The organism is Floridaenema fluviatile BLCC-F154 (genome assembly GCF_041929135.1).
GTDB classification, from domain to species: Bacteria; Cyanobacteriota; Cyanobacteriia; order Cyanobacteriales; family Aerosakkonemataceae; genus Floridanema; species Floridanema fluviatile.
Genome location: NZ_JBHFNS010000046.1, coordinates 25776 through 45642, shown reverse-complemented (window position 1 = coordinate 45642; position 19867 = coordinate 25776). Strand labels below are relative to the sequence as shown.

16 protein-coding genes are annotated in these 19867 nt (G+C 38.7%); 10 read left to right on the top strand and 6 right to left on the bottom strand.

All coding sequences use genetic code 11. The features are described 5' to 3' along the window. The first annotated feature begins 108 nt into the window (after positions 1-108). From ACE1B6_RS11365 to ACE1B6_RS11355, 3 genes are all read left to right on the top strand, one after another. Positions 109-4824, top strand: a complete 4716-nt coding sequence (locus tag ACE1B6_RS11365) for a PAS domain S-box protein (RefSeq protein ID WP_413257340.1) — start codon at positions 109-111, stop codon at positions 4822-4824. A gap of 65 nt (positions 4825-4889) precedes the next feature. After that, positions 4890-5354, top strand: a complete 465-nt coding sequence (locus tag ACE1B6_RS11360; protein WP_413257339.1) for a response regulator — start codon at positions 4890-4892, stop codon at positions 5352-5354. Beyond that, positions 5344-7101, top strand: a complete 1758-nt coding sequence (locus ACE1B6_RS11355; RefSeq protein WP_413257338.1) for a putative bifunctional diguanylate cyclase/phosphodiesterase — start codon at positions 5344-5346, stop codon at positions 7099-7101. Before ACE1B6_RS11360 ends, ACE1B6_RS11355 begins: the two co-directional genes overlap by 11 nt. A 143-nt stretch (positions 7102-7244) precedes the next feature. Here the strand turns inward: ACE1B6_RS11355 and ACE1B6_RS11350 are convergent, their stop codons facing one another. Continuing rightward, positions 7245-7925 carry a hypothetical protein gene (locus ACE1B6_RS11350; protein WP_413257337.1) on the bottom strand — a complete coding sequence of 227 codons (681 nt, stop codon included), beginning with the start codon at positions 7923-7925 and terminating at the stop codon, positions 7245-7247. A 63-nt stretch (positions 7926-7988) separates the two neighbouring features. Further along, a complete protein-coding gene (locus tag ACE1B6_RS11345; protein WP_413257336.1) occupies positions 7989-8618 on the bottom strand; it encodes an HPF/RaiA family ribosome-associated protein in 630 nt (209 codons plus the stop codon). A 412-nt stretch (positions 8619-9030) separates the two neighbouring features. Here ACE1B6_RS11345 and ACE1B6_RS11340 point away from each other — a divergent pair, with 412 nt between their 5' ends. After that, entirely contained in the window at positions 9031-9210 is a 180-nt protein-coding gene (locus ACE1B6_RS11340) for a hypothetical protein (protein ID WP_413257335.1), read from the top strand. A 119-nt stretch (positions 9211-9329) separates the two neighbouring features. Further along, a complete protein-coding gene (locus tag ACE1B6_RS11335) occupies positions 9330-10271 on the top strand; it encodes an alpha/beta fold hydrolase (protein ID WP_413257334.1) in 942 nt (313 codons plus the stop codon). Here the strand turns inward: ACE1B6_RS11335 and ACE1B6_RS11330 are convergent. Further along, positions 10184-13234 (bottom strand): plasmid replication protein, CyRepA1 family, encoded by a 3051-nt coding sequence (locus ACE1B6_RS11330; protein WP_413257333.1) that lies wholly within the window; start codon positions 13232-13234, stop codon positions 10184-10186. The two genes, ACE1B6_RS11335 and ACE1B6_RS11330, sit on opposite strands and share 88 nt — an antisense overlap. A gap of 748 nt (positions 13235-13982) precedes the next feature. Between ACE1B6_RS11330 and ACE1B6_RS11325 the strand changes: the two genes are divergently transcribed. Beyond that, complete coding sequence (locus tag ACE1B6_RS11325) at positions 13983-14669, top strand: SAM-dependent methyltransferase (RefSeq protein ID WP_413257332.1); 687 nt, start codon at positions 13983-13985, stop codon at positions 14667-14669. A 4-nt stretch (positions 14670-14673) separates the two neighbouring features. On the opposite strand, the gene ACE1B6_RS11320 is transcribed toward ACE1B6_RS11325, so the two are convergent. After that, positions 14674-15039, bottom strand: a complete 366-nt coding sequence (locus tag ACE1B6_RS11320; RefSeq protein WP_413257331.1) for a DUF4864 domain-containing protein — start codon at positions 15037-15039, stop codon at positions 14674-14676. A gap of 184 nt (positions 15040-15223) precedes the next feature. Between ACE1B6_RS11320 and ACE1B6_RS11315 the strand changes: the two genes are divergently transcribed. From ACE1B6_RS11315 to ACE1B6_RS11300, 4 genes are all read left to right on the top strand, one after another. Continuing rightward, a complete protein-coding gene (locus ACE1B6_RS11315; RefSeq protein WP_413257330.1) occupies positions 15224-15865 on the top strand; it encodes an endonuclease NucS domain-containing protein in 642 nt (213 codons plus the stop codon). 243 nt (positions 15866-16108) lie between these two features. Further along, entirely contained in the window at positions 16109-16234 is a 126-nt protein-coding gene (locus ACE1B6_RS11310; protein WP_413257329.1) for a hypothetical protein, read from the top strand. A 136-nt stretch (positions 16235-16370) separates the two neighbouring features. Beyond that, the gene (locus ACE1B6_RS11305) at positions 16371-17009 is read left to right on the top strand and encodes a histidine phosphatase family protein (RefSeq protein WP_413257328.1); all 639 of its coding nucleotides are present in this window, start codon (positions 16371-16373) and stop codon (positions 17007-17009) included. Positions 17010-17013: 4 nt separating this feature from the next. Then, positions 17014-18054 carry a glucokinase gene (locus tag ACE1B6_RS11300; protein ID WP_413257327.1) on the top strand — a complete coding sequence of 347 codons (1041 nt, stop codon included), beginning with the start codon at positions 17014-17016 and terminating at the stop codon, positions 18052-18054. Positions 18055-18133: 79 nt separating this feature from the next. On the opposite strand, the gene ACE1B6_RS11295 is transcribed toward ACE1B6_RS11300, so the two are convergent. After that, the gene (locus ACE1B6_RS11295) at positions 18134-18490 is read right to left on the bottom strand and encodes a hypothetical protein (RefSeq protein WP_413257326.1); all 357 of its coding nucleotides are present in this window, start codon (positions 18488-18490) and stop codon (positions 18134-18136) included. A gap of 419 nt (positions 18491-18909) precedes the next feature. After that, positions 18910-19548 carry a translation initiation factor IF-3 gene (gene infC / locus ACE1B6_RS11290; protein ID WP_459563010.1) on the bottom strand — a complete coding sequence of 213 codons (639 nt, stop codon included), beginning with the start codon at positions 19546-19548 and terminating at the stop codon, positions 18910-18912. Positions 19549-19867: the final 319 nt, after the last annotated feature.

The window sequence follows — 19867 nt, the reverse complement described above, 5'->3', positions numbered from 1 at the left end:
CGACTTCAGTCGGAGAGTAGGACTAAAGTCCCTACAACGAACCTTTTTTTAACTTTGTTGTGACGACTTCAGTCGTTTTTTTCTTATTACTGATTCTGGTTTTGGCTTATGAATTTGCAGAAAGTTCGATCGCATCAGCGTAGCGTAGCTGTATCGCTCTCAAAATATTCTAGCTTAATCACTGCAATAATTGGCTGTATTGTAATTGTTGGTTGGCTATTTAAAATTGAATTGCTTACCAGCATATTTCCCGGAATAGTGCCGATGAGAGTAAATGCAGCTTTGGCGTTTATTTTGAGTGGTGCTTCTTTATGGTTTTGGCATGAATATAATCGGGAAAATGGCAGTTATCCACGTTGGAAGCGATCGCTTTCTCATCAACTTGCCATTCTAGTTGCTTGCATAGCTTCGCTGGCATTAATTCAGTTTTTATTTAATATTAACTTGGGAATTGATGAACTACTGATTAAAGATTTCACTCCTCAGATTGGCTATGAATATCCGGGGCGAATAGCGATGTCAGCAGCGTTAAAATTCCTCATGTTAAGTGCAGCTTTAATCTTATTAAATCGGCGCATTTACAGTTTAGCTCAAGGATTCGCTTTTTGTAGTTTCTTAATTTCCCTTCTGGGACTAATTGGTTATATTTATCAAGTTCAGCATTTTTACACTTTGTTTTCCGGTGAAAGTATTGCACTGGCAGCAGTTATTGCTTTTTGCATTTTATCTCTGGGGATTTTGTTTGCCGATCCTGAACAAGGTTGGTTAAAAGTAATCACTAGTCCTAATGCTGGGGGGATAGCTGCCCGTTGCTTGTTGCCATTTGTGATTGGGATTCCCTTAATTTTGGGAGGTTTTCAGATATTAACTTATCGTTCTAATTTTATGCCAATGGAAGTTGGTATTATCTGTCGGAGTATCGTTAATATTTTACTTTTAGGCGGTGTTACCTGGTGGAATGCAAGATTTCTAAATAAGCTGGATTTAAAACAACGAAGAACTGATTTAGCCCTACGCCAATCTTATGAAGAACTAGAAAACCGTGTGGCAGAACGAACAAAAGAATTGACAAAGGCAAATCATAGGTTACAGGAGAGTTATCAATTATTGTCCTCGGTCATTGAAGGAATTTCCGATTCATTATTTGTCAAAGATCGATCGGGACACTATGTTATTGTTAACTCGGCAATGTGTAGAGATCTCGGTAAGTCTAGGGAAGAAATTTTAGGATTGAATGATGACGATCTGTTTGCACCAGCAATAGCTCAAAAGTTGAAAGAAACTGATAATCAGATTATGGAATTGGGGGAAAGTCAGGAAATTGAAGAGGAAATATTAAAGAATAAAACTGAGAAAACTTATCTTTCGACAAAAAGCCCTTGGCGAGATAACGATGGAAATGTAATTGGTTTAATAGGAGTAATTAAGGATATTAGCGATCGCAAACAAACCGAAGCCGCCTTAAAATATCGAGAATGGCTGTTGCGATTCTTCGTAGAACATACTTCAATTCCAGCTGCGGTATTCGACACTGAAATGCGGTACATCATCGTTAGCCAAAGTTGGTTAAGAGATTATCGATTAGGAGAACAAAATATTATTGGGCGTTCTCACTATGAAGTGTTTCCCGAAATTCCGCAAGATTGGAAAGAAGTTCATCAAAGATGTTTAGCGGGTGCAGTAGAAAGTTGTGAAGAAGATGAATTTATTCGTGCTGATGGCAAAATTGATTGGTTGAAATGGGAAGTGCGTCCTTGGTACGAACAAACGGGGGCGATCGGTGGCATAATTCTGTTTACCGAAGTGATCACGGCTCGTAAAGAAGCCGAATTTGCCTTAAAGCAAAGCGAACAGCGAGTGATTAACATTTTGGAAAGCATGAGTGATGCTTATGTGGCACTCGATCGCAATTGGCAAATCACCTACGTTAACCAAATGACGGCTAGGATTAACCAGGTGTCAGCAGAGGAACTAATTGGTAAAGATCATTGGCAAGTATGGTCAGGAGCAGTTGGCACTATCTGTGAAGAGAAATATCGCCAAGCAATGACCGATCTAATTCCGGTTCATTTTGAATATTTCTACGAAACGCGACAGCGATGGTACGAAATTCACGCTTATCCCTCAACTGAAGGTTTAGGTGTTTACTATCGGGATATTGACGATCGCAAACGCGCCGAAGCAAACTTACAAACAAGTGAAGAACAACTGCGTTTGACATTAGAATTTGCCCAAATTGGGAATTGGGCTTGGCATTTGGCGGAAAATAAATTGCACTGGAACAGTAAACTTTTCCAGTTGCTTGGTTTAGATTCCCAGACTGCGGAAGCTAACTATGAAACTTGGCGCGATCGCATTTATCCAGAAGATTTAGAGCGAGTCGAAGCAGCGATTTATTACGCACTGGAAAACCATACAGATTATGACACAGAACATCGGGTAATTTATCCTGATGGCACAGTTCATTGGATAATTGCCAGAGGGCGAGGAATTTACGATCGATCTGGGCAAGCTGTGAGAATGTTGGGCGTAATTTTTGATATTACCGATCGCAAACAAGCAGAAATTTCTCTCCAAGAAAGTGAAGAACGTTTCCGACGCGCAATTATTGATTCTCCGCTGCCAATTATCTTGCACGCTGAAGACGGTGCAATCGTGCAAATTAATCATGCTTGGACAGAAATTACAGGTTATTCTTCTGAAGATATTCCTACGATCGCAGATTGGACGGAAAAGGCTTATGGTAGTCGCAAAGAGTCAGTTCGAGAAGGCATTGAACGTTTACATCATCTTAATTGCCGAGTTTACGAAGGAGAATTTACTATCCGCACTAGTAGCGGAGAAACGCGAATTTGGGACTTTTATTCTGCACCGTTGGGTAAACTGCTTGATGGTAGGAAATTGGTGATTAGTAAAGCAATTGATATTACGGAACGGAAACAAGCGGAAGCAGATTTACAACAATATAAAGACATTTTTCAATTTGCCGAACATGGATTAGCCGTGAGCAAAGGAGCTTTATTAGAAATAGTAAATCCTGCCTTTGCTCGAATGCACGGTTATTCAGTTCAGGAAATGATTGGCAAACCAATTTTAAGTTTATTTCCTGCTCACACTTGGGCAGAAACAATCTGTTTTATTCAAGAGCTTAACGAGGTGGGACACTTAACATACGAGACATATCATGTCCGTAAAGATAGAACTACTTTTCCGGTATTACTAGACATTACAATGGTAAGAGATCGGCAGGGAAATCCACTCTATCGAATTGTGACTATGGTGGATATTAGCGATCGCAAAAAAGCCGAAGCTGCACTGCAAGAAAGTGAAGAACGTTTGCGGTTAGCTTTGCAAGCGGCAAATCAGGGATTGTGGGATTTGAATATTCAAACTGGAGAGGCGATCGTCAGTGCCGAATATGCCCGAATGTTAGGTTATAAACCAGAGGAATTGCAGGAAACAAATGCTAAATGGAAAGAGCGTTTGCATCCTGAAGAAAGAGAAAGTGTTTATCAAGTTTATGCTGATTACATTGCTGGGAAACGCAATGATTACCAAGTAGAATGTAGACAACTAACTAAAACAGGTGAGTGGAAATGGGTTCTTTCTTCAGGTAAAGTTGTTGAATGGGATCGATCTGGCAAACCAGTGCGAATGTTGGGTACGCATACTGATATTAACGATCGCAAACAAGCTGAAGAAAACCTCAAAGAAAGCGAAAAACAACTGCGTTCGATTTTGGAAAATATGCCCGTAATGTTAGATGCTTTTGATAATGAAGGTAACATTATTGTTTGGAATCAAGAATGCGAAAGAGTTACAGGTTATTCATCAGAAGAAATTATCGGCAATCCTCAAGCTTGGAAAATGGTTTATCCCGATCCAATTTATCTGCAAACAATGATGAAAAAATGGGCAGAATTCGGCAATAATTATCGGAATTGGGAATGGGATTTAGTCAGCAAAAATGGCGAAATAAAAACTATTGCTTGGTCAAATATTTCCCAAGAATTCTCGGTTCCCGGTTGGTCAGGTTGGGGTGTGGGTATTGATATTACGGAACGGAAAAAAGCAGAATTAGGGATTATTCAATTGAACCAAAGTTTGGAACAACGAGTTAAAGAAAGGACGGCGGAACTGACAGCAGCAAATAAAGAATTGGAAGCTTTTTCTTATTCCGTTTCCCATGATTTACGCGCTCCTTTACGGGCAATTGATGGGTTTAGTAAAACTTTGCTAGAACGCTATCAAAACCAATTAGATGATCGAGGTCAACATTATCTCGATCGCATTCGCGCAGGTACACAACGCATGGGCGAATTAATCGAGGATATGCTGATGCTTTCACGGGTGACTCGTGCCGAAATGAAGCGAGTTTCCGTAAATTTAAGTCAGATGGCTGAAGAAATTCGCAAAAATTTAAGTGAATCTCAACCAGAACGTTTTGTACAATGGAATATAGCCCCGGAAATTACTGCTTTGGGAGATGCGGCATTGTTGCGAATTGTCTTGGAAAACTTATTAAGTAATGCTTGGAAATTTACCTCAAATTGTCCCGAAACACAAATTGAATTTGGCATTAATCTAGTGTCAGAAAATATACCAACTTATTTTGTGAAAGATAATGGTGTTGGTTTTGACATGAATTATGTTAATAAGTTGTTTATTGCTTTTCAAAGATTACATTCCGTTAATGACTTTCCGGGAACGGGTGTGGGATTAGCGATCGTTCAAAGAATTATTCATCGACATGGTGGAAACGTTTGGGCAGAGGGAATGATAAATCAAGGTGCAACTTTCTATTTTACTTTGAGTAGCAAATAAAAAGTTATCCCAATGGTGAAATATTATTAACTTCTGCTCAGGAATATAAAGCAATGCGAAATTCTATGAATCTGAATACCCCAGGATTATTACTTTTAGTGGAAGATAATGCTGACGATGAAGAATTGACGCTGATGGCATTTGAGCAAGGTGGGATCACTAATCCAGTAGTGGTAGCGCGAGATGGTGTAGAGGCGTTAGATTATTTGTTTGGTACAGGTGTTTACTGCGATCGATCCCCAGACGAATTACCTGCTTTAATTCTTTTAGATTTACAACTTCCTCGAATAAATGGGTTAGAAGTGCTACAAAGGATAAAGAGTAGTCGAAAAACTCAGCTGATTCCAGTTGTAATTTTGACTACATCTAACGAACAACAGGATTTAGTAGAAAGCTATAGCCTGGGTTGTAATAGTTACATTCAAAAACCTGTAGACTACGATCGGTTTCTCAATGTTATTCAACAATTAGGTATGTATTGGTTAGTTATCAATTCTTCTCCTCCTTTGTTAGCTGCGTATGATGAATAACGAAATTCGGGTGCTAATAGTTGAAGACAACCCAGATGATGCGGAATTGATTGTATTACAACTCGAACTCAGTGGTTATACCGTGATTTGGGAACGAGTAGAAAACAGAATCGAAATGAGTACAGCACTCGATCGGCAAAGTTGGGATATGATTCTAGCTGATTACTCTTTGCCGCAATTTAATGCTTTAGATGCTCTTTCTGTCATGCAGGAAAAAAAGCTAGACTTGCCGTTTATTATTGTTTCTGGTTCGATCGGAGAAGAAATTGCTGTAGCTGCAATGAGAGCAGGAGCCCACGATTATTTGCTGAAAAACAGTTTATCACGGTTAGTGCCAGCAGCGGAACGAGAATGGCGAGAAGCACAAGTACGAAAAGAACGAAAACAAGCTCTCCAAGATATTCAACTGCTGGCATTTTATGACGAATTAACCGGATTACCAAATCGGACACTTTTCCTGCAAGAGTTACAAATTTGCATTGATAAATGTAAGGAAGAGGTAAGTTTGTTTGGTGTGGTATTTGTCGATATCGATCGCTACCGAAGTGTGAAATATGGATTTGGGCATATTAAAGGCAATCAGTTTTTGATTAAAGTTGCTCAAAGATTAGCTGGTTGGATGCAACCGAGCGATCGATTAGCTCGTGTTGGTGAAGATGCTTTTGGTTTATTACTTAATAATATGCTCAATTCAAATGAACTGAGCCAAAAAGTAGAGCAAATTCATCAAATTCTCCGACTCCCTTTTCAAGTTGACAAATCATTAATTTACTCTTCGGTGAGCATTGGCGTTGTCGATAGTACAATGGCTTATAATCAAGCAGAGGAATTTTTGCGGGCAGCTGATACTGCTACTTACAATGCTAAAAAACAAGTGGGAAATACGGTTTTTTTTAACTCGCAAATGCAGACAGAGGAACTAGAGCGACTGCGACTAGAAGTTGATTTACAACAGGCAATTCAACAGCAACATTTACATTTAAATTATCAACCGATCGTTTGTTTAAACACTAACAAACTGATGGGTTTTGAAGCATTAGTCAGATGGCAACATCAGGAAAGGGGATGGGTTTCACCAGGGCAATTTATTCCTTTAGCTGAACAAACTGGGCTGATTATTCCTCTTGGTGAATGGGTGTTAACGGAAGTTTGTCGGCAAATGAAGTTGTGGGAACAAGAATTGGTAAATGTTTGGCCTTTGAGTGTTGCGGTTAACCTTTCAGGAGTGCAGCTGACTCAACCTAATTTAGTGAGTTTTATTGAAAACCTCTGTCACAATAATTGCTCTAATATGATTTATTTTAAGTTAGAAGTGACAGAAAGTGTATTAATGAAAAATGGTGAATTAGCGATCGAAACTCTAAGAAAATTGAGAAATAAGGGTATCCAAATTTGTATTGATGATTTTGGTACAGGTTATTCATCTTTAGCTTATTTGCATCTTTTACCAATTGATACTGTGAAGATCGATCGATCTTTCGTCAATCAAATGACTGTAGATGCCAGAAACTTAGATATTGTAGAAACTATTATTGCTTTGGCGCATCGCTTAGATTTAAATGTGGTTGCTGAAGGTGTGGAAAGCCAAGCACAACAAGATATTTTGCGAAATCTTCACTGCGAATACGGACAAGGATACTTCTTCGCCAGACCACTGCACCCACAAACAATTATCACTTGGATTGCTAACTGGGAATTGAGAAAGGAATTGGGAAATATAGAAAAGAAAGTTGACTGGCACAATTAGTCCCAATTAGTAGGATGCGTCAGAAATTCAAACCTTAATGCTGTTGAGCAAATTTATAGTCTGACGCACCCTACAACTACAAAACGTTATATAACGTCTCTACCAACTTTTCCAGGTAATCAACCTTTAATTCCTGGAGATGTCTACTGATTACCGCGACGAATATAACCTTCTACATTTTGTATTGCTCTGGAAGCAAAATCATCTCCGGGACGTGCTTCAAGTGCTCTTCTAAAGTTGATTAAAGCAGTTTGATAGTCTCCCTGTTGAGTTGCTACATATCCAACTCTCATATAACGATCGTACTCATCCGATCGCACATTACCAAGAGTTCCAGTCGCGCCATTCACACCTGTACCCGTAGTTCCGGTAGTTCCGGTAGTTCCGTTAGTTCCGGTAGTTCCGGTAGTTCCGGTAGTTCCGGTAGTTCCAGTAGTTCCGGTAGTTCCGTTAGTTCCAGTAGTTCCAGTAGTTCCGGTAGTTCCGTTAGTTCCGTTAGTTCCGGTAGTTCCAGTAGTTCCAGTAGTTCCGGTAGTTCCGGTAGTTCCGGTAGTTCCAGTAGTTCCGGTAGTTCCGGTAGTTCCGTTAGTTCCAGTAGTTCCGGTAGTTCCAGTAGTTCCGGTAGTTCCGTTAGTTCCGTTAGTTCCAGTAGTTCCAGTAGTTCCGGGAGCCTGGGTTAGTAATTGCCTATTTCCTGTCGTTGTCAGATGGGAATTAGAGTTATTTAATGCTAATGCTGGGAAACTCATTAAAACGCTAGCACTGATAATTCCTGTGAGGCTAATTAGCTTATTAACGGATTTTTTCTGGTGTGATTCGCTCATTGTTGTTTCCTTAGTTTTTTTGATTGATTTTTGTCAAACTAAACTGAATAAAAACCGGATATTTTATTCTTCCCAACCTAAAGGAGGTTCAATTAAAGTTTGATTTGATTCGTTGACTCGATGACCTGGTTTATCGACAATTTGGACTGTACTTGCTTGCAGACCTTTCTCACCTTCTTCGGCAAAAAAGCGAACACCTGTACCGACTTCTATGCGATCGAAATCATCATGTAAAACGCTGTTGCGATGGAAATAAATATCTTGTCCATCTAGGGTTTTAATAAAGCCATATCCTTGTTCGCGAAACACTTTAGTAACTAATCCGGTAGTGTCATCCGCTTGATTATTATCCTTTGATTTATCACTATCCCGTTGTTGTCTGGCTAGTTCTCTGAGTTGCCGTTGTGCCATCCCAAAAGCATCTCGAATCACTGTATCAACATCAACATATTGATTAGTTTCGCCCGGATTACTGTCAGCGACAATTTCTTGACCTGGCGGGACAGTGATATCAATTCTTACCCGATAAGGGGAACCGCTGCTGGGGCGATCGTGCGTTTTTTCCACCGCAACATGACAACTACTGATGTAATTACAAACTCTCTCCAGCTTGTCTATTTTTTCCTGAATTAATGAGTCAATGGCAACGGTTTTTTCTACGTTTCGGTAAGTAATCTCTGGTGCTATTTTCATAGGCTGAGTTTGGTATCTACTCTTAGCTAAAATTGTTATTTCACTTTGGCGTTATAGACTTAATAGTAAAAAGCAAAAAGCTACTTTTCCTCCGACTAACGGCGCGTGATCCCCTATTTAATGCTCTATCAAAAGTAGGAGTTATAATTAACTACAATAGCTAAATTTTTATGAGCCCCAAGATCCGCCCGCAAATCAATTCGCAACTGTAGGGTGCGTCAGATAGCAGAATTTTGGTGAAAATAGCTAACTTTATCGGTCTGACGCACCCTACAACTTCTCTCAGAAGTCGGGGATCTAAATTCAGTAATAACCCTACAAGTAAGGTCGGTTTTTCCTACTGTTGCTGACATTTTTGTTAAAAAATATTTAGACATAATAAGAATAGAAATTAAAAGGCAGAGGTTAATATATGTTTCCTTTTTGGGGTTATAACTGTTACGGTAACGAAGGTGTTTCTCGGAGAGGTCGTTTAGAACAAAAGCTAAAATTTCTCAAATGGATGCGCGATGATTTGGAAACAAGATTGGCTGGTATTAATGCGGCGATCGACAAAGTTGAACAGCAACTAGGACAAGAAGACGCAGCCTAATTTTTCAGCTAATTTAGCTTTTTAATCATGCAAAAAGCCTCAGCAGTTAATCATGCTAGAGGCTTTCTAAGTATAAGCAAATATTTGGTATAATTATTAAAAACCATACTAAAAAACCTATGAAAGACTGGTGGAAAGCCGTATTTCCTAAAGGTCGGGAAGTTGTTAAAATTACCGATGCTAACGGATATCCGGTTTCGATTTCATTCGGAGAAAAGGGAACGGGAAAACCTTTATTTTTAATTCATGGTATTGGTGGGTGGAGCTATAATTGGCGTTATAATATAGACACTCTTGCCAAACATTTCCGGGTAATTTGTTTTGATGCTAAGGGTTATGGTTTTTCTGATAAGCCTTTGTATCGGGAAAAAAACGATCATCAAATTATTGAATTTAAACGAATTATTAGTGCGCTGTGCGATCGACCTGCGATCGTAGTAGCCGAATCACTAGGAGGATTAATCAGCCTAGCAGTTGCACAGGATTATCCCGAATTAATCTCCGATTTGATAGTGATAAATGTGCCGATTTTTCCTGAAGGTTTACCTCATTGGGGAATGTCGTTATTATCGCAAATTCCTTTAGATTTATTGCAAGTAGTTGATTTAGGGAGAATCACTACTTTATTTGCACCTTTGGTAAAAGAAGTTTTAGCGATCGAAAGGCGATCGGTATTATTCGATCCCACAAACTTTACCGAGGAAGATGCTTATTGGATGAGTTATCCTTATATTGAGTTTCCCGGAACTTTAACCAAAGCAGCGGAAGATATTCAAATTGCCGTAAAAGAAATGCAGCGAAACCAAAATTATCAGCCAAATTTAATCAGTAAAATTCAAAAAAATTTGGCTATAATCAAATGTCCTACGTTAGTTTTATGGGGAGAACAAGATAGCTGGTTTTCTTATAAACAGGGCGAAAAGTTATCTAAACTTTTGCCCGGTTCGCAGTTAAAAATTATCCCTAATTGCAATCATGATGCGTCTTCGGGTTCTCCAGATGCAGTTAACACAGCAGTTTTAGAATTTTTAGGGGTGAAGAAACTTTCAAAGTTTAGCTGATTTTCCAAACTAGAAAATAAGGAAAAGTTGGTTAAACAAGGAATCAAAAATGAACTGTTAGCATGAGATGATTCTGCTTCGGTGAAATTATTTAACATTTCAATTTGGTTATTTCTTTTGAATTTCCGACGTTGGAGAATCATTTCGATGAGTCTCCAACGTTTTTTTTGCAGGCTAATTGTTGCTGCTTTATTGTGGCGATAACGAATGATTTCAGTAGGAATTGCTAATTGTTTAATGAGTTGATTGAAAATGTAAATGTTAGAGTGTTTAGAGGAGTTAGGATTTAAATTCAAACCTAAGATTAGGTTAACTTGTTTGTAGTGTTCCCAAACTAATTTAGCTAAAGGTTCTAAGTCTTCATTGGTTAAACTTTCACCGCTTAATAGGCGATCGATCCACTGTAAAACTCCCAAACGTTCGCGTACAGTACGTTCCTGTTCTTTGGTGTAGATATTAGGAATAAATAAACCGAGTTTCCATTTTGCTTGGAGTGCGATCGCTTTTTCATCTCTTTCCACAGCAAGTCGATCGCGCAAATCTTCGTAACGCAAAATCGCCCCAGATAACTGAGAATAAACTTTGACTAATTCCGGCGTTATTTCTGCTTCTTTGGCGATCGCCGCCCATTCCGCAACTTGAGTTTTTTCTAAGTTTAATCTTTCCTCAGCAGTGATAACTTCCTGAGATTGTAATTTTTCTTTTTCATTAGCAGGTAAAATCCGAGATTTAGCCACAGCTTGGTAATGTGCTACTTGAATTTTATCTCTTACTTTTCTAGTCAAACGTTGGAACTTGAGACTAGAATTAACAGCAATAATTTTGAGATGATTCCCTTCATATTTTAACCTAGCAATTACCGCTTCTCGCAAATTCCACATCGCCCCATTACTGTTAGCTTCTATTTGCGCCCACAGTTTTTTATGAACGCACTTTTCCCAATCGATCGGAGTATTTACCACCGCCAACATCTCCGGCGACAAACTCATTCTAATTAATCCCACTTCCAAATCCCAGCGACTTTTTAATTCCCGTAAAACCACAAATGGAGATTCAGATTTAGAAACCGCACAGAAGTTTTTTCCACATTTAGCTACCCAAATATAGCGGGGTACAGGATGTCTAACTCTGGCTAAAGATTGGGCGATATCCGCATCATTAACCACACCATAAAAAATGCCAATTACTGCATCAAACCATTCCGCTTCAATACTTACACCAGTGGACATACTAGGAGTAGCAATGACAATATCATAAAGCGGTAATTTTTGGTTAATTTGTCGGACATATTCTCGTTGTTCGCTGAGATTTACAGTTTCGGAGTTGATGACTAAGATGCGATCGCGACTAATTCCCGACTCCAACAAATTAACCAAAACATGAGAACTTTTCAACGAATCAGTAGCAATAAATAACCTTTTTCCACCCGTCGCCATTTCCACAGTATCAGCAATCATTCCACTATGATCCAAAGCATCATAAATAGTGCAACCATATCCCGGAGTTTGGTATTGATTTTCAATCAAAAAAACTTCATCTTCACCACGCAAACTTTTCACATAATCAACCACAAAATTATCCAAATCAGCATCAGCAATAATTACTCGCGCCGCTACCTTAATAATTTCCTCAAATCTAGCTAAAATTGCAGGTCTTCGCCCTTCCTTATTACAAGTACTGCTAGTAAGTAAAGCCCGAAAAACCTGGCAAACTTCATCAATTACCACTGTCGCCCCTAAAAATTGCCACGGACGAATTCCCAACAAAGACTCAACACATAAACCCAAGCGCCAAGTCGGATAACCATTTTCATCAATATAATAACCGTTACCTTTATCAGCGTCAGTTCGCCAAGTGTAACCCAATCTTTCCGCCAAAGAACGACCTAAAAATATGCGATGAGTCAAAGATAATAACCTTTCATTTTCCGCAGTAACTTGAGCAATTAACTTAGTTTTTCCCGTACCTTTACCAGAAGCGATCGCAATAATTCCCGTTTGAGGTAACTCTAAACCAATAGTAGATAAATCAGCCACATTCAGTTTGACAGTAGCAGGAATTGTCAAACTAGCTTGTTTTTTAATTAACCAATTCCATTGTCCTAAAGACAAAGCATTATAATAAGCTTGCTCAAATGCTATTTTACCTTCAGCAACAATCAAATCATCAACTCCTTTTTGGGGAGTATTCCAAGTAATCACTTTAACGAAACATTTGCCCTCATTAACTAAAAGCTGAGCAGTTTTTTTAATCGCCAAATTAACAGCGGTAACAGTTTGGGTTTTCGTATCTTGATCAAAACAAAAAGCGAATTCTCTCCCTTCTTGAACCAAAGGTTGCAAATCAGGAATTAAACTAGCAGTTTTATTAATTTTGTCTACTCTCCTACCGTTCCAAATTCCCGGTAAAGCGATCGCCACAAACCCAATACTTAAAAGTGCAGCCGCTTTCTTCGCACCTTCAGTAATAATAATTGGTAAGCGAGTCTGAGTAATTACCCAACTCCAAAAACCTAACGCTTCCCCTGTTTCTGTAACCTCTATATTTTCGGGAATTACTAAATTAAATCTTTCCGCAATTTTGAGCCAAATTTCCAAAGTTACAGGTAAGAAAAAAGCCCTAGTAGCAATTTTTGGCGGATGTTCATATTTAATTAACTTATTTTTTGCACCCAAGCGCGGTTGATTTGGTTTAAAACAACCCCATTCGATCGCTTCCCCAGTGTAAGGATCGACACCATTGCACCACCAACCACCACAGGTAGCGTGGGCGTAACGTTTGATAAAAGCAAGAGACAGTCTACCAGCACTGTTGCGCGGTAGTTCAGTTGAGTAGCAGAGGTAGTTGTAGACGCTTTCACCTTTGAGACTGGTGACGCAAAGGGAAATCAAGTCAGAGTCTACACCACTAGCCAGCCACTCATTCCAATGATTTTGTTCAATATAGTCAGGTTTACACTTCATGGTGGCTACTTCAAGACGCGAGTTATCGGTTCTGAAACAGTATTTCAGAACATGAGAAAGTTACCCTTCAACACTAATTGTAGAGTGCTGCGGGTGGGCTTTGTATGATAACACGCTATAGATAGAGTCTGTCTATTTGGGGCAAAAAGGCAGAAGGTAAGCAGGTAAGCAGGTAAGGAGGCAGAAGTAGTAATTGCTATAAGCTGTTACGCATTTAAATCACTTATTAACGAGTAGGGTGCGTCAGACGGTAAAACCTATGTAGAAAGGAAAATATCTAAATCTGACGCACCCTACAATGTATTAACGAGTAGGGTGCGTCAGACGGTAAAGCCTATGTAGAAAGGAGAATATCTAAATCTGACGCACCCTACAATGTATTAACGAGTAGGGTGTGTCAGACGCTAAAACCTATGTAGAAAGGAAAATATCTAAATCTGACGCACCCTACAATGTATTAACGAGTAGGGTGTGTCAGACACTAAAACCTATGTAGAAAGGAAAATATCTAAATCTGACGCACCCTACAATGTATTAACGAGTAGGGTGCGTCAGACGCTAAAACCTATGTAGAAAGGAAAATATCTAAATCTGACGCACCCTACAATGTGACTTTTAAATGCGTAACAGCTTATCCTGAAAATAGTACTTTATAAAGAGCTAGTGCTGTGTGGTAGAAATAAAATTAGTTAAAAAAAAGCCTTTTTCCCCTTCTGCCTTCTTATAGTAGTTTAGGAGTAAAAATTAAGTGGGTTTAAAATTAGAAAATGTCATTCCTTGGGGTCGCAGTTTTGCTGAATATGTGAAGATGTTTAATCTGACAACAGATGAGTTAAAGTTAAATATTTTAGATTGTGCTGGTGGCCCTGCTAGTTTTAATGCAGAAATGACTAAGCAAGGATACAATGTAATATCTTGCGATCCGGTTTACTATTTTAGTGCTAATGAAATTAGGCAGCGCATTCAAGATACTTATTCCGCAGTTGTTAATGGAGTAAAAGCAAATTTAGATTGTTATGTGTGGCAGGAAATTAACTCTCCTGAACACTTAGGAGAGGTACGCATGACAGCAATGGAAAAGTTTTTGACAGATTTTAATTCTGGACGAAAAGAAGGACGTTATTTGCCTCATGGTTTGCCAGTTTTACCGTTTAATAATTATCAGTTTGATTTAGCTTTATGCTCGCATTTTTTATTTACTTACACCGAGCAACTTTTGGAGGGATTTCATCTAGCTGCGATTCGGGAAATGTGTCGAGTTTCTAAAGAGGTAAGAATTTTTCCCTTGTTAAATATATCGGGAGAAGAATCGCCACTTTTGCAACTTGTGATCGATAAATTGGCGATGCAAGGTTATACTTTGGAAGTTAAACAGGTATTATATGAATTTCAAAAAGGCGGCAACCAAATGTTAAAGGTAAGTCCGCCTAAGTGAAATTTTAAATAGATGGTTGAACTTCGATCGGCACCAGAAAACAACCATTAATTCGCCAACTCCCATCGGGTTGTTTTTCCATTTGGTAAAGCGCCCTTCTGGGGTTTCCTTCGGGATCGAGCACTAATACTGGTTGCGCTAAAGCACCGTTGACAATTGCCAGGTTTTCAAATAAGACTGAACGAGGACGGTAGACAGCTTCGTAGGAAGATCTAACCATTTCCATGAAGTTTTCGGGGGTTTGGAAAGTAACTTGAATTGCTGGGGTAGCAAGTGAGAATGCGGTAAAGGCATCTTCTTGCTGAAATGCTTCCAGTTGGTGTTCGATAACAAACCGGATGGCGGCGCGATCGCTATCTGTAATTTGCATCTGTTTTGCCTTTGTTTCTATAACGCTACTAATAGGACAGTTTACTTAAATTATAGAAAGGCTAGCGGCTAGTTGCTAGGGAGAAAACTTAAGAAAGGTTAACAATTTAATTTTTTACCAATTAGTTAATCCTTTTCTATCTGGGGGAATACTAAATTTAGCAGATTTTTTTGGTATTACCAGAATGGTAGATTTAGTTAGTTTAAGAAAAACTGGCACGGGTTGGGAATTTGCCAGTGAAGCTGCTTTGGAAGATTTTGTCTGGTTGAATTTACCTCAGCTTTTTGGGTTAACTCCTCTGAAGCGTCAATATTCTGTTGATGGGCAATTTTGCGATATTTTAGCTTTGGGTGAAAGTCAAGAGTTGGTAGTTTTGGAATTGAAGAATGTTGAGGATCGATATGTTGTGCAGCAGTTAACTCGCTATTATCATGCTTTGTGTGAAGAGAAGGCTTTTAGTGAGCAAATTGATTATGAAAAACCTGTGCGTTTGATTGCTGTTGCACCAAGTTTTCACCGAGATAGTTTTACTGATAGGAAGTATCACCATTTGTCTATTGAATTTTGGCAATTTGCGGTTTTAGCAGACTCGGAAAAGTTCTATCTTCAGTTGAAAAATTTGGAGAATGAGAAAGTTACAAAATTAGAGATTCCGTTTCAAGAAAAGGAAACTAAGGATGATATACCTGAGCCTCCTAGAGCGTTTTTTAACCGCCTAGCTAAATGTAATAATGAGGAACAACAGCAAATATTAAAAATCCGACGGAAATTTCTGAGTTTTGATCAACGGATGCAGGAAACATTAAACTATACCTGGAGAGGATAGAAAGCCAAGATAAATCTACTGATTTGGAGTCAATAGTCAATGTCGCTTTAGTAAAGTGGCGAGAAAAGCTTTAGATATTTGAGGAAAGTTGCTGTAGAAGCTATAGCAGTCCTATTTGATTTGTGAAAAAGATTTTTTTGAACCACGAAGGCACGAAGGACACGAAGAAAGAGAAGAAGAAGAAATTTTCACAATTGATTTAGGACTGCTATATATTGAATGACGAAGAGAGAGGGGAAAAATATGAATTGGCAGGAATTAAAGCGGGAAGCTGATAAATTGTCGGTGAGCGATCGCCTAAAATTAGTAGAGGCAATTGTGCGATCGATCGCGATGTCAATCCCCGTCCACCAATACCAGAAGACATAGTAGAACGAATCACGGGACTAGCTGAAACAAAAACTTGACTAATGTATTTTGAAGATGCGGTACAATTAGTTTGTGCAATTGTAGAAAATATTTAGGTAATTGTTACCCGGAATACAATAGTAAATCTAATTATCTTATGACACAAACAGTTTGGATAGCCCGTCACGGAAACCGCTTAGATTTTGTTAACCCAGATTGGTTTTTAACCGCAGAACGCCGATACGATCCGCCGCTTTCTGATGATGGACTTATTCAAGCAAGTCAATTAGGAGAACGCTTAAAAAGAGAAAATATTACTCATATTTTCGCTTCTCCCTTCTTAAGAACTGTGCAAACTGCGAATCAAGTTGCCGAAATTTTAGACTTACCAATTAAGGTAGAATCTGGGTTAAGTGAATGGTTAAATTCTGATTGGATGACAGAACACCCAGAAAAACTTTCTTTTGCGGAATTGCAGTCAAAATTTCCTAGACTTGACCCAAATTATACCTCTAGAGTGATTGCTGAATACCCGGAAACTGTAGATAAAATGATGGCAAGGTCGGCAGAAACAGCGAAAATTCTTGTATCTGAATTTACAGAGGATATCCTATTAGTAGGACATGGCGCATCTGTCGTGGGAACGAGTCAAGGATTAGTTGGCGGAACACCAGAAATTAATGCTTCTTTGTGTTGTTTGGTGAAAATTGTCCGTCGCGATCGACAATGGGTGATGGAACTCAATGGCGATACTTCCCATTTGAGTCAAACTGAAAAAGTAATCCGCTTTCACTAGATTTATGACTTTACTACTAGCAGGCGATATCGGTGGAACTAAGACTATTTTGCGTTTGGTAGAACAGCCAGCAGCAGGTTCAATGTACAATTTGGATGAGGCGACTTATCCGAGTCAAGATTTCCCCGATTTAGTGCCAATAGTACAGAAATTTCTGACAGCAGCATCAGAACATTTGGGTTATACACCTAAGCCCGAAAAAGCTTGTTTTGCGATCGCAGGTCCCGTAGTTAACAATAGCGTAAAACTAACAAATTTAGTTTGGTTTCTCGATGCCGAACGTTTGCAAGAAGAATTAGGCATTGCTAAAGTTAGTTTAATTAATGATTTTGTCGCTGTAGGTTATGGTGTTTTGGGTTTAAGAGAATCCGACTTACATACTTTACAAGCTGGCAAATTTCAAGCAAATTCTCCTATTGCAGTAATTGGTGCAGGAACAGGTTTAGGACAGGCATTTTTAACTCCTTCAGGTGACAGTTATCAAGTGTTTGGTACCGAAGGCGGACATACTGATTTTGCTCCCCGCACCGAACTGGAATTTCAAATGATGAAATACCTGTTAGAAAAACATCGGGTCGATCGAATTTCTGTGGAAAGGGTAGTTTCGGGAATGGGAATTGTTTCAATTTATCAGTTCTTACGAGATAAAAAAATTGCCAGTGAATCACCGGAAATTGGAGAATTGATTAGAACTTGGGAACAAGAAGCTGGTAGCACGGAAAAAACCGTAGATCCAGGTGCAGTTATTGGCAAAGCAGCTTTAACAAAGACCGATCCATTAAGTGAAGAAACTTTGCAAATTTTTGTCGAACTTTATGGCGCAGAAGCAGGTAATATGGCTCTGAAACTATTACCTTATGGCGGTCTTTATGTGGCGGGTGGTATTGCGGGAAAAATTCTACCTTTGATTAAGGAAGGTGGTTTTATGCAAAGCTTTACTAACAAAGGTCGCATGAGAACCTTACTGGAAAAAGTTCCAGTTCATATAGTATTAAATCCCCAAGTCGGGTTAATTGGTGCGGCGATTTGTGCTAATAGATTATAAGGGGAAAATTGGCAAGTGCGATCGCTGATTTTCTCTTGGTTTTTTCTGAGGTGGAAATAGCGATCGCATTTGAATCAATTTACCCTTGATTAAAGTTTCTTAATGAATCTAATTGCCATTCAACCGCTTTGATGTAATCTCGATCGTTTAAAGCTCGCACTGGTAGTCTATCAGTTTGTACTGCACTATTAACCACATCTCTAGCCTCTACATCACCCAAAGCATAAGCATTAATTAAAGCTCCAGCACTCGGAACTCCTTGGTTTTTGAAAAAACCTTGATAAGCCATTGAAACTAAGTCAAACGGTGAAATTAAATACCGAGAATCTTCATTGTTGACTACTGGATATCGAGTGTTTGTTTGCGCTAAAACTGTAGGTGAAGCGATCGCAGACAACAACAACACAGATAACCCGCCAAAAATTAGGTTTTTCATAAAGTCCCCCCTAAATAACTTTTATTTGTTATTTATCTAGAATAATTTCTCTTTATTCGAGGTTCATCTAACAGCTGACGGATAACTAAAGATAGATTAACTTAGGAAGACGCTACTCGTTTATCCAAATCATTCCCATAAAAAACCCGCTTTTGTGAAGTAACAATTGGGAAAGTAACTACCATATATTGCTTGAAATTGCTGAGCAGATAAATATTTATCAGTTGCTAAATGACCCAAATTCATAATACTTTAACTATCAAAAAAATTTAGTAGGATGGATAGCCACCCTACTCTATATATTTCGAGATATATTAGTTTGCTCCAGCCTAGAATGTCAGACAAAAATTTCGTCTGACTAATGAAAAGTTTAATCAAAGAAATTTCAGAAGAATATAAACTCCTTTGCTAATTGGTGTTTAAACTTTTGCTTCTGAAGGCTGAGATTCAACTAGTTTGGGTTTACTAGTAGGAGTAGGAGTAGGAGTCGGAGTCGGAGTCGGAGTCGGAGTCGGAGAAGGTTTAACAACCGCACTCTTGGGAGAGAGCAGCATAATCATATTGCTACCTTCTTTTTTTGGAGCTTGCTGAATATCTGCCAATTCTTGTAAATCTTTTGCCATTCTATTGAGCAGATTTTCGGCTAAATGACTATGTTGGCTTTCCCTACCGCGAAACTTGATGGTAGCTTTTACTTTATCCCCAGACTTCAAAAATCTTTCCGCTTGATTTACACGCACTTGATAATCATGTTCTTCAATTGTGTAACGCATCTTCAGTTCTTTGACTGAAGTTTTGTCTTGATTTTTCTTATTTTTCCTTTCTTGTTTTTCTAAGTCATATTTGAACTTACCGTAGTCAATAATTCGGCAAACTGGTGGTTCTGATTTATCATTAATCATGACTAGATCTAGATCTTTTTCTTGAGCTAAACTCAAAGCAGATCTAGTATCCATAATTCCTAAGTGACTGCCATCATTATCAATCACGCGAATCTGGGGTACACGAATCGAATGATTAATGACATGACCGCGATTTTTTTTCTGATCCATAGGCATGAATTAAATTCCTCAAAGTTACAACACTATTATCGCTGAGACTTTAATTTTCACCATATTTCTCTAGTTATATTATGGATTATGGGAAAATTTTCCGTCTTTGTTAAATTACGCCAAAATTGAAGCAATACGATTTGCCCCTTGCCACAATGTTAAACGAATTATATCTGTCCGATCGCGATCGCTCAACAAAGATTGACATCCTACCACCCTAACCTGCAAAAATCACAATTTTTACCCATTTAAGTTTCATATTTTCCCAGTCTGCTAGTGACATAGAATGGCGCTAAAATGTTTACCATAAACAAAATATCCAAAC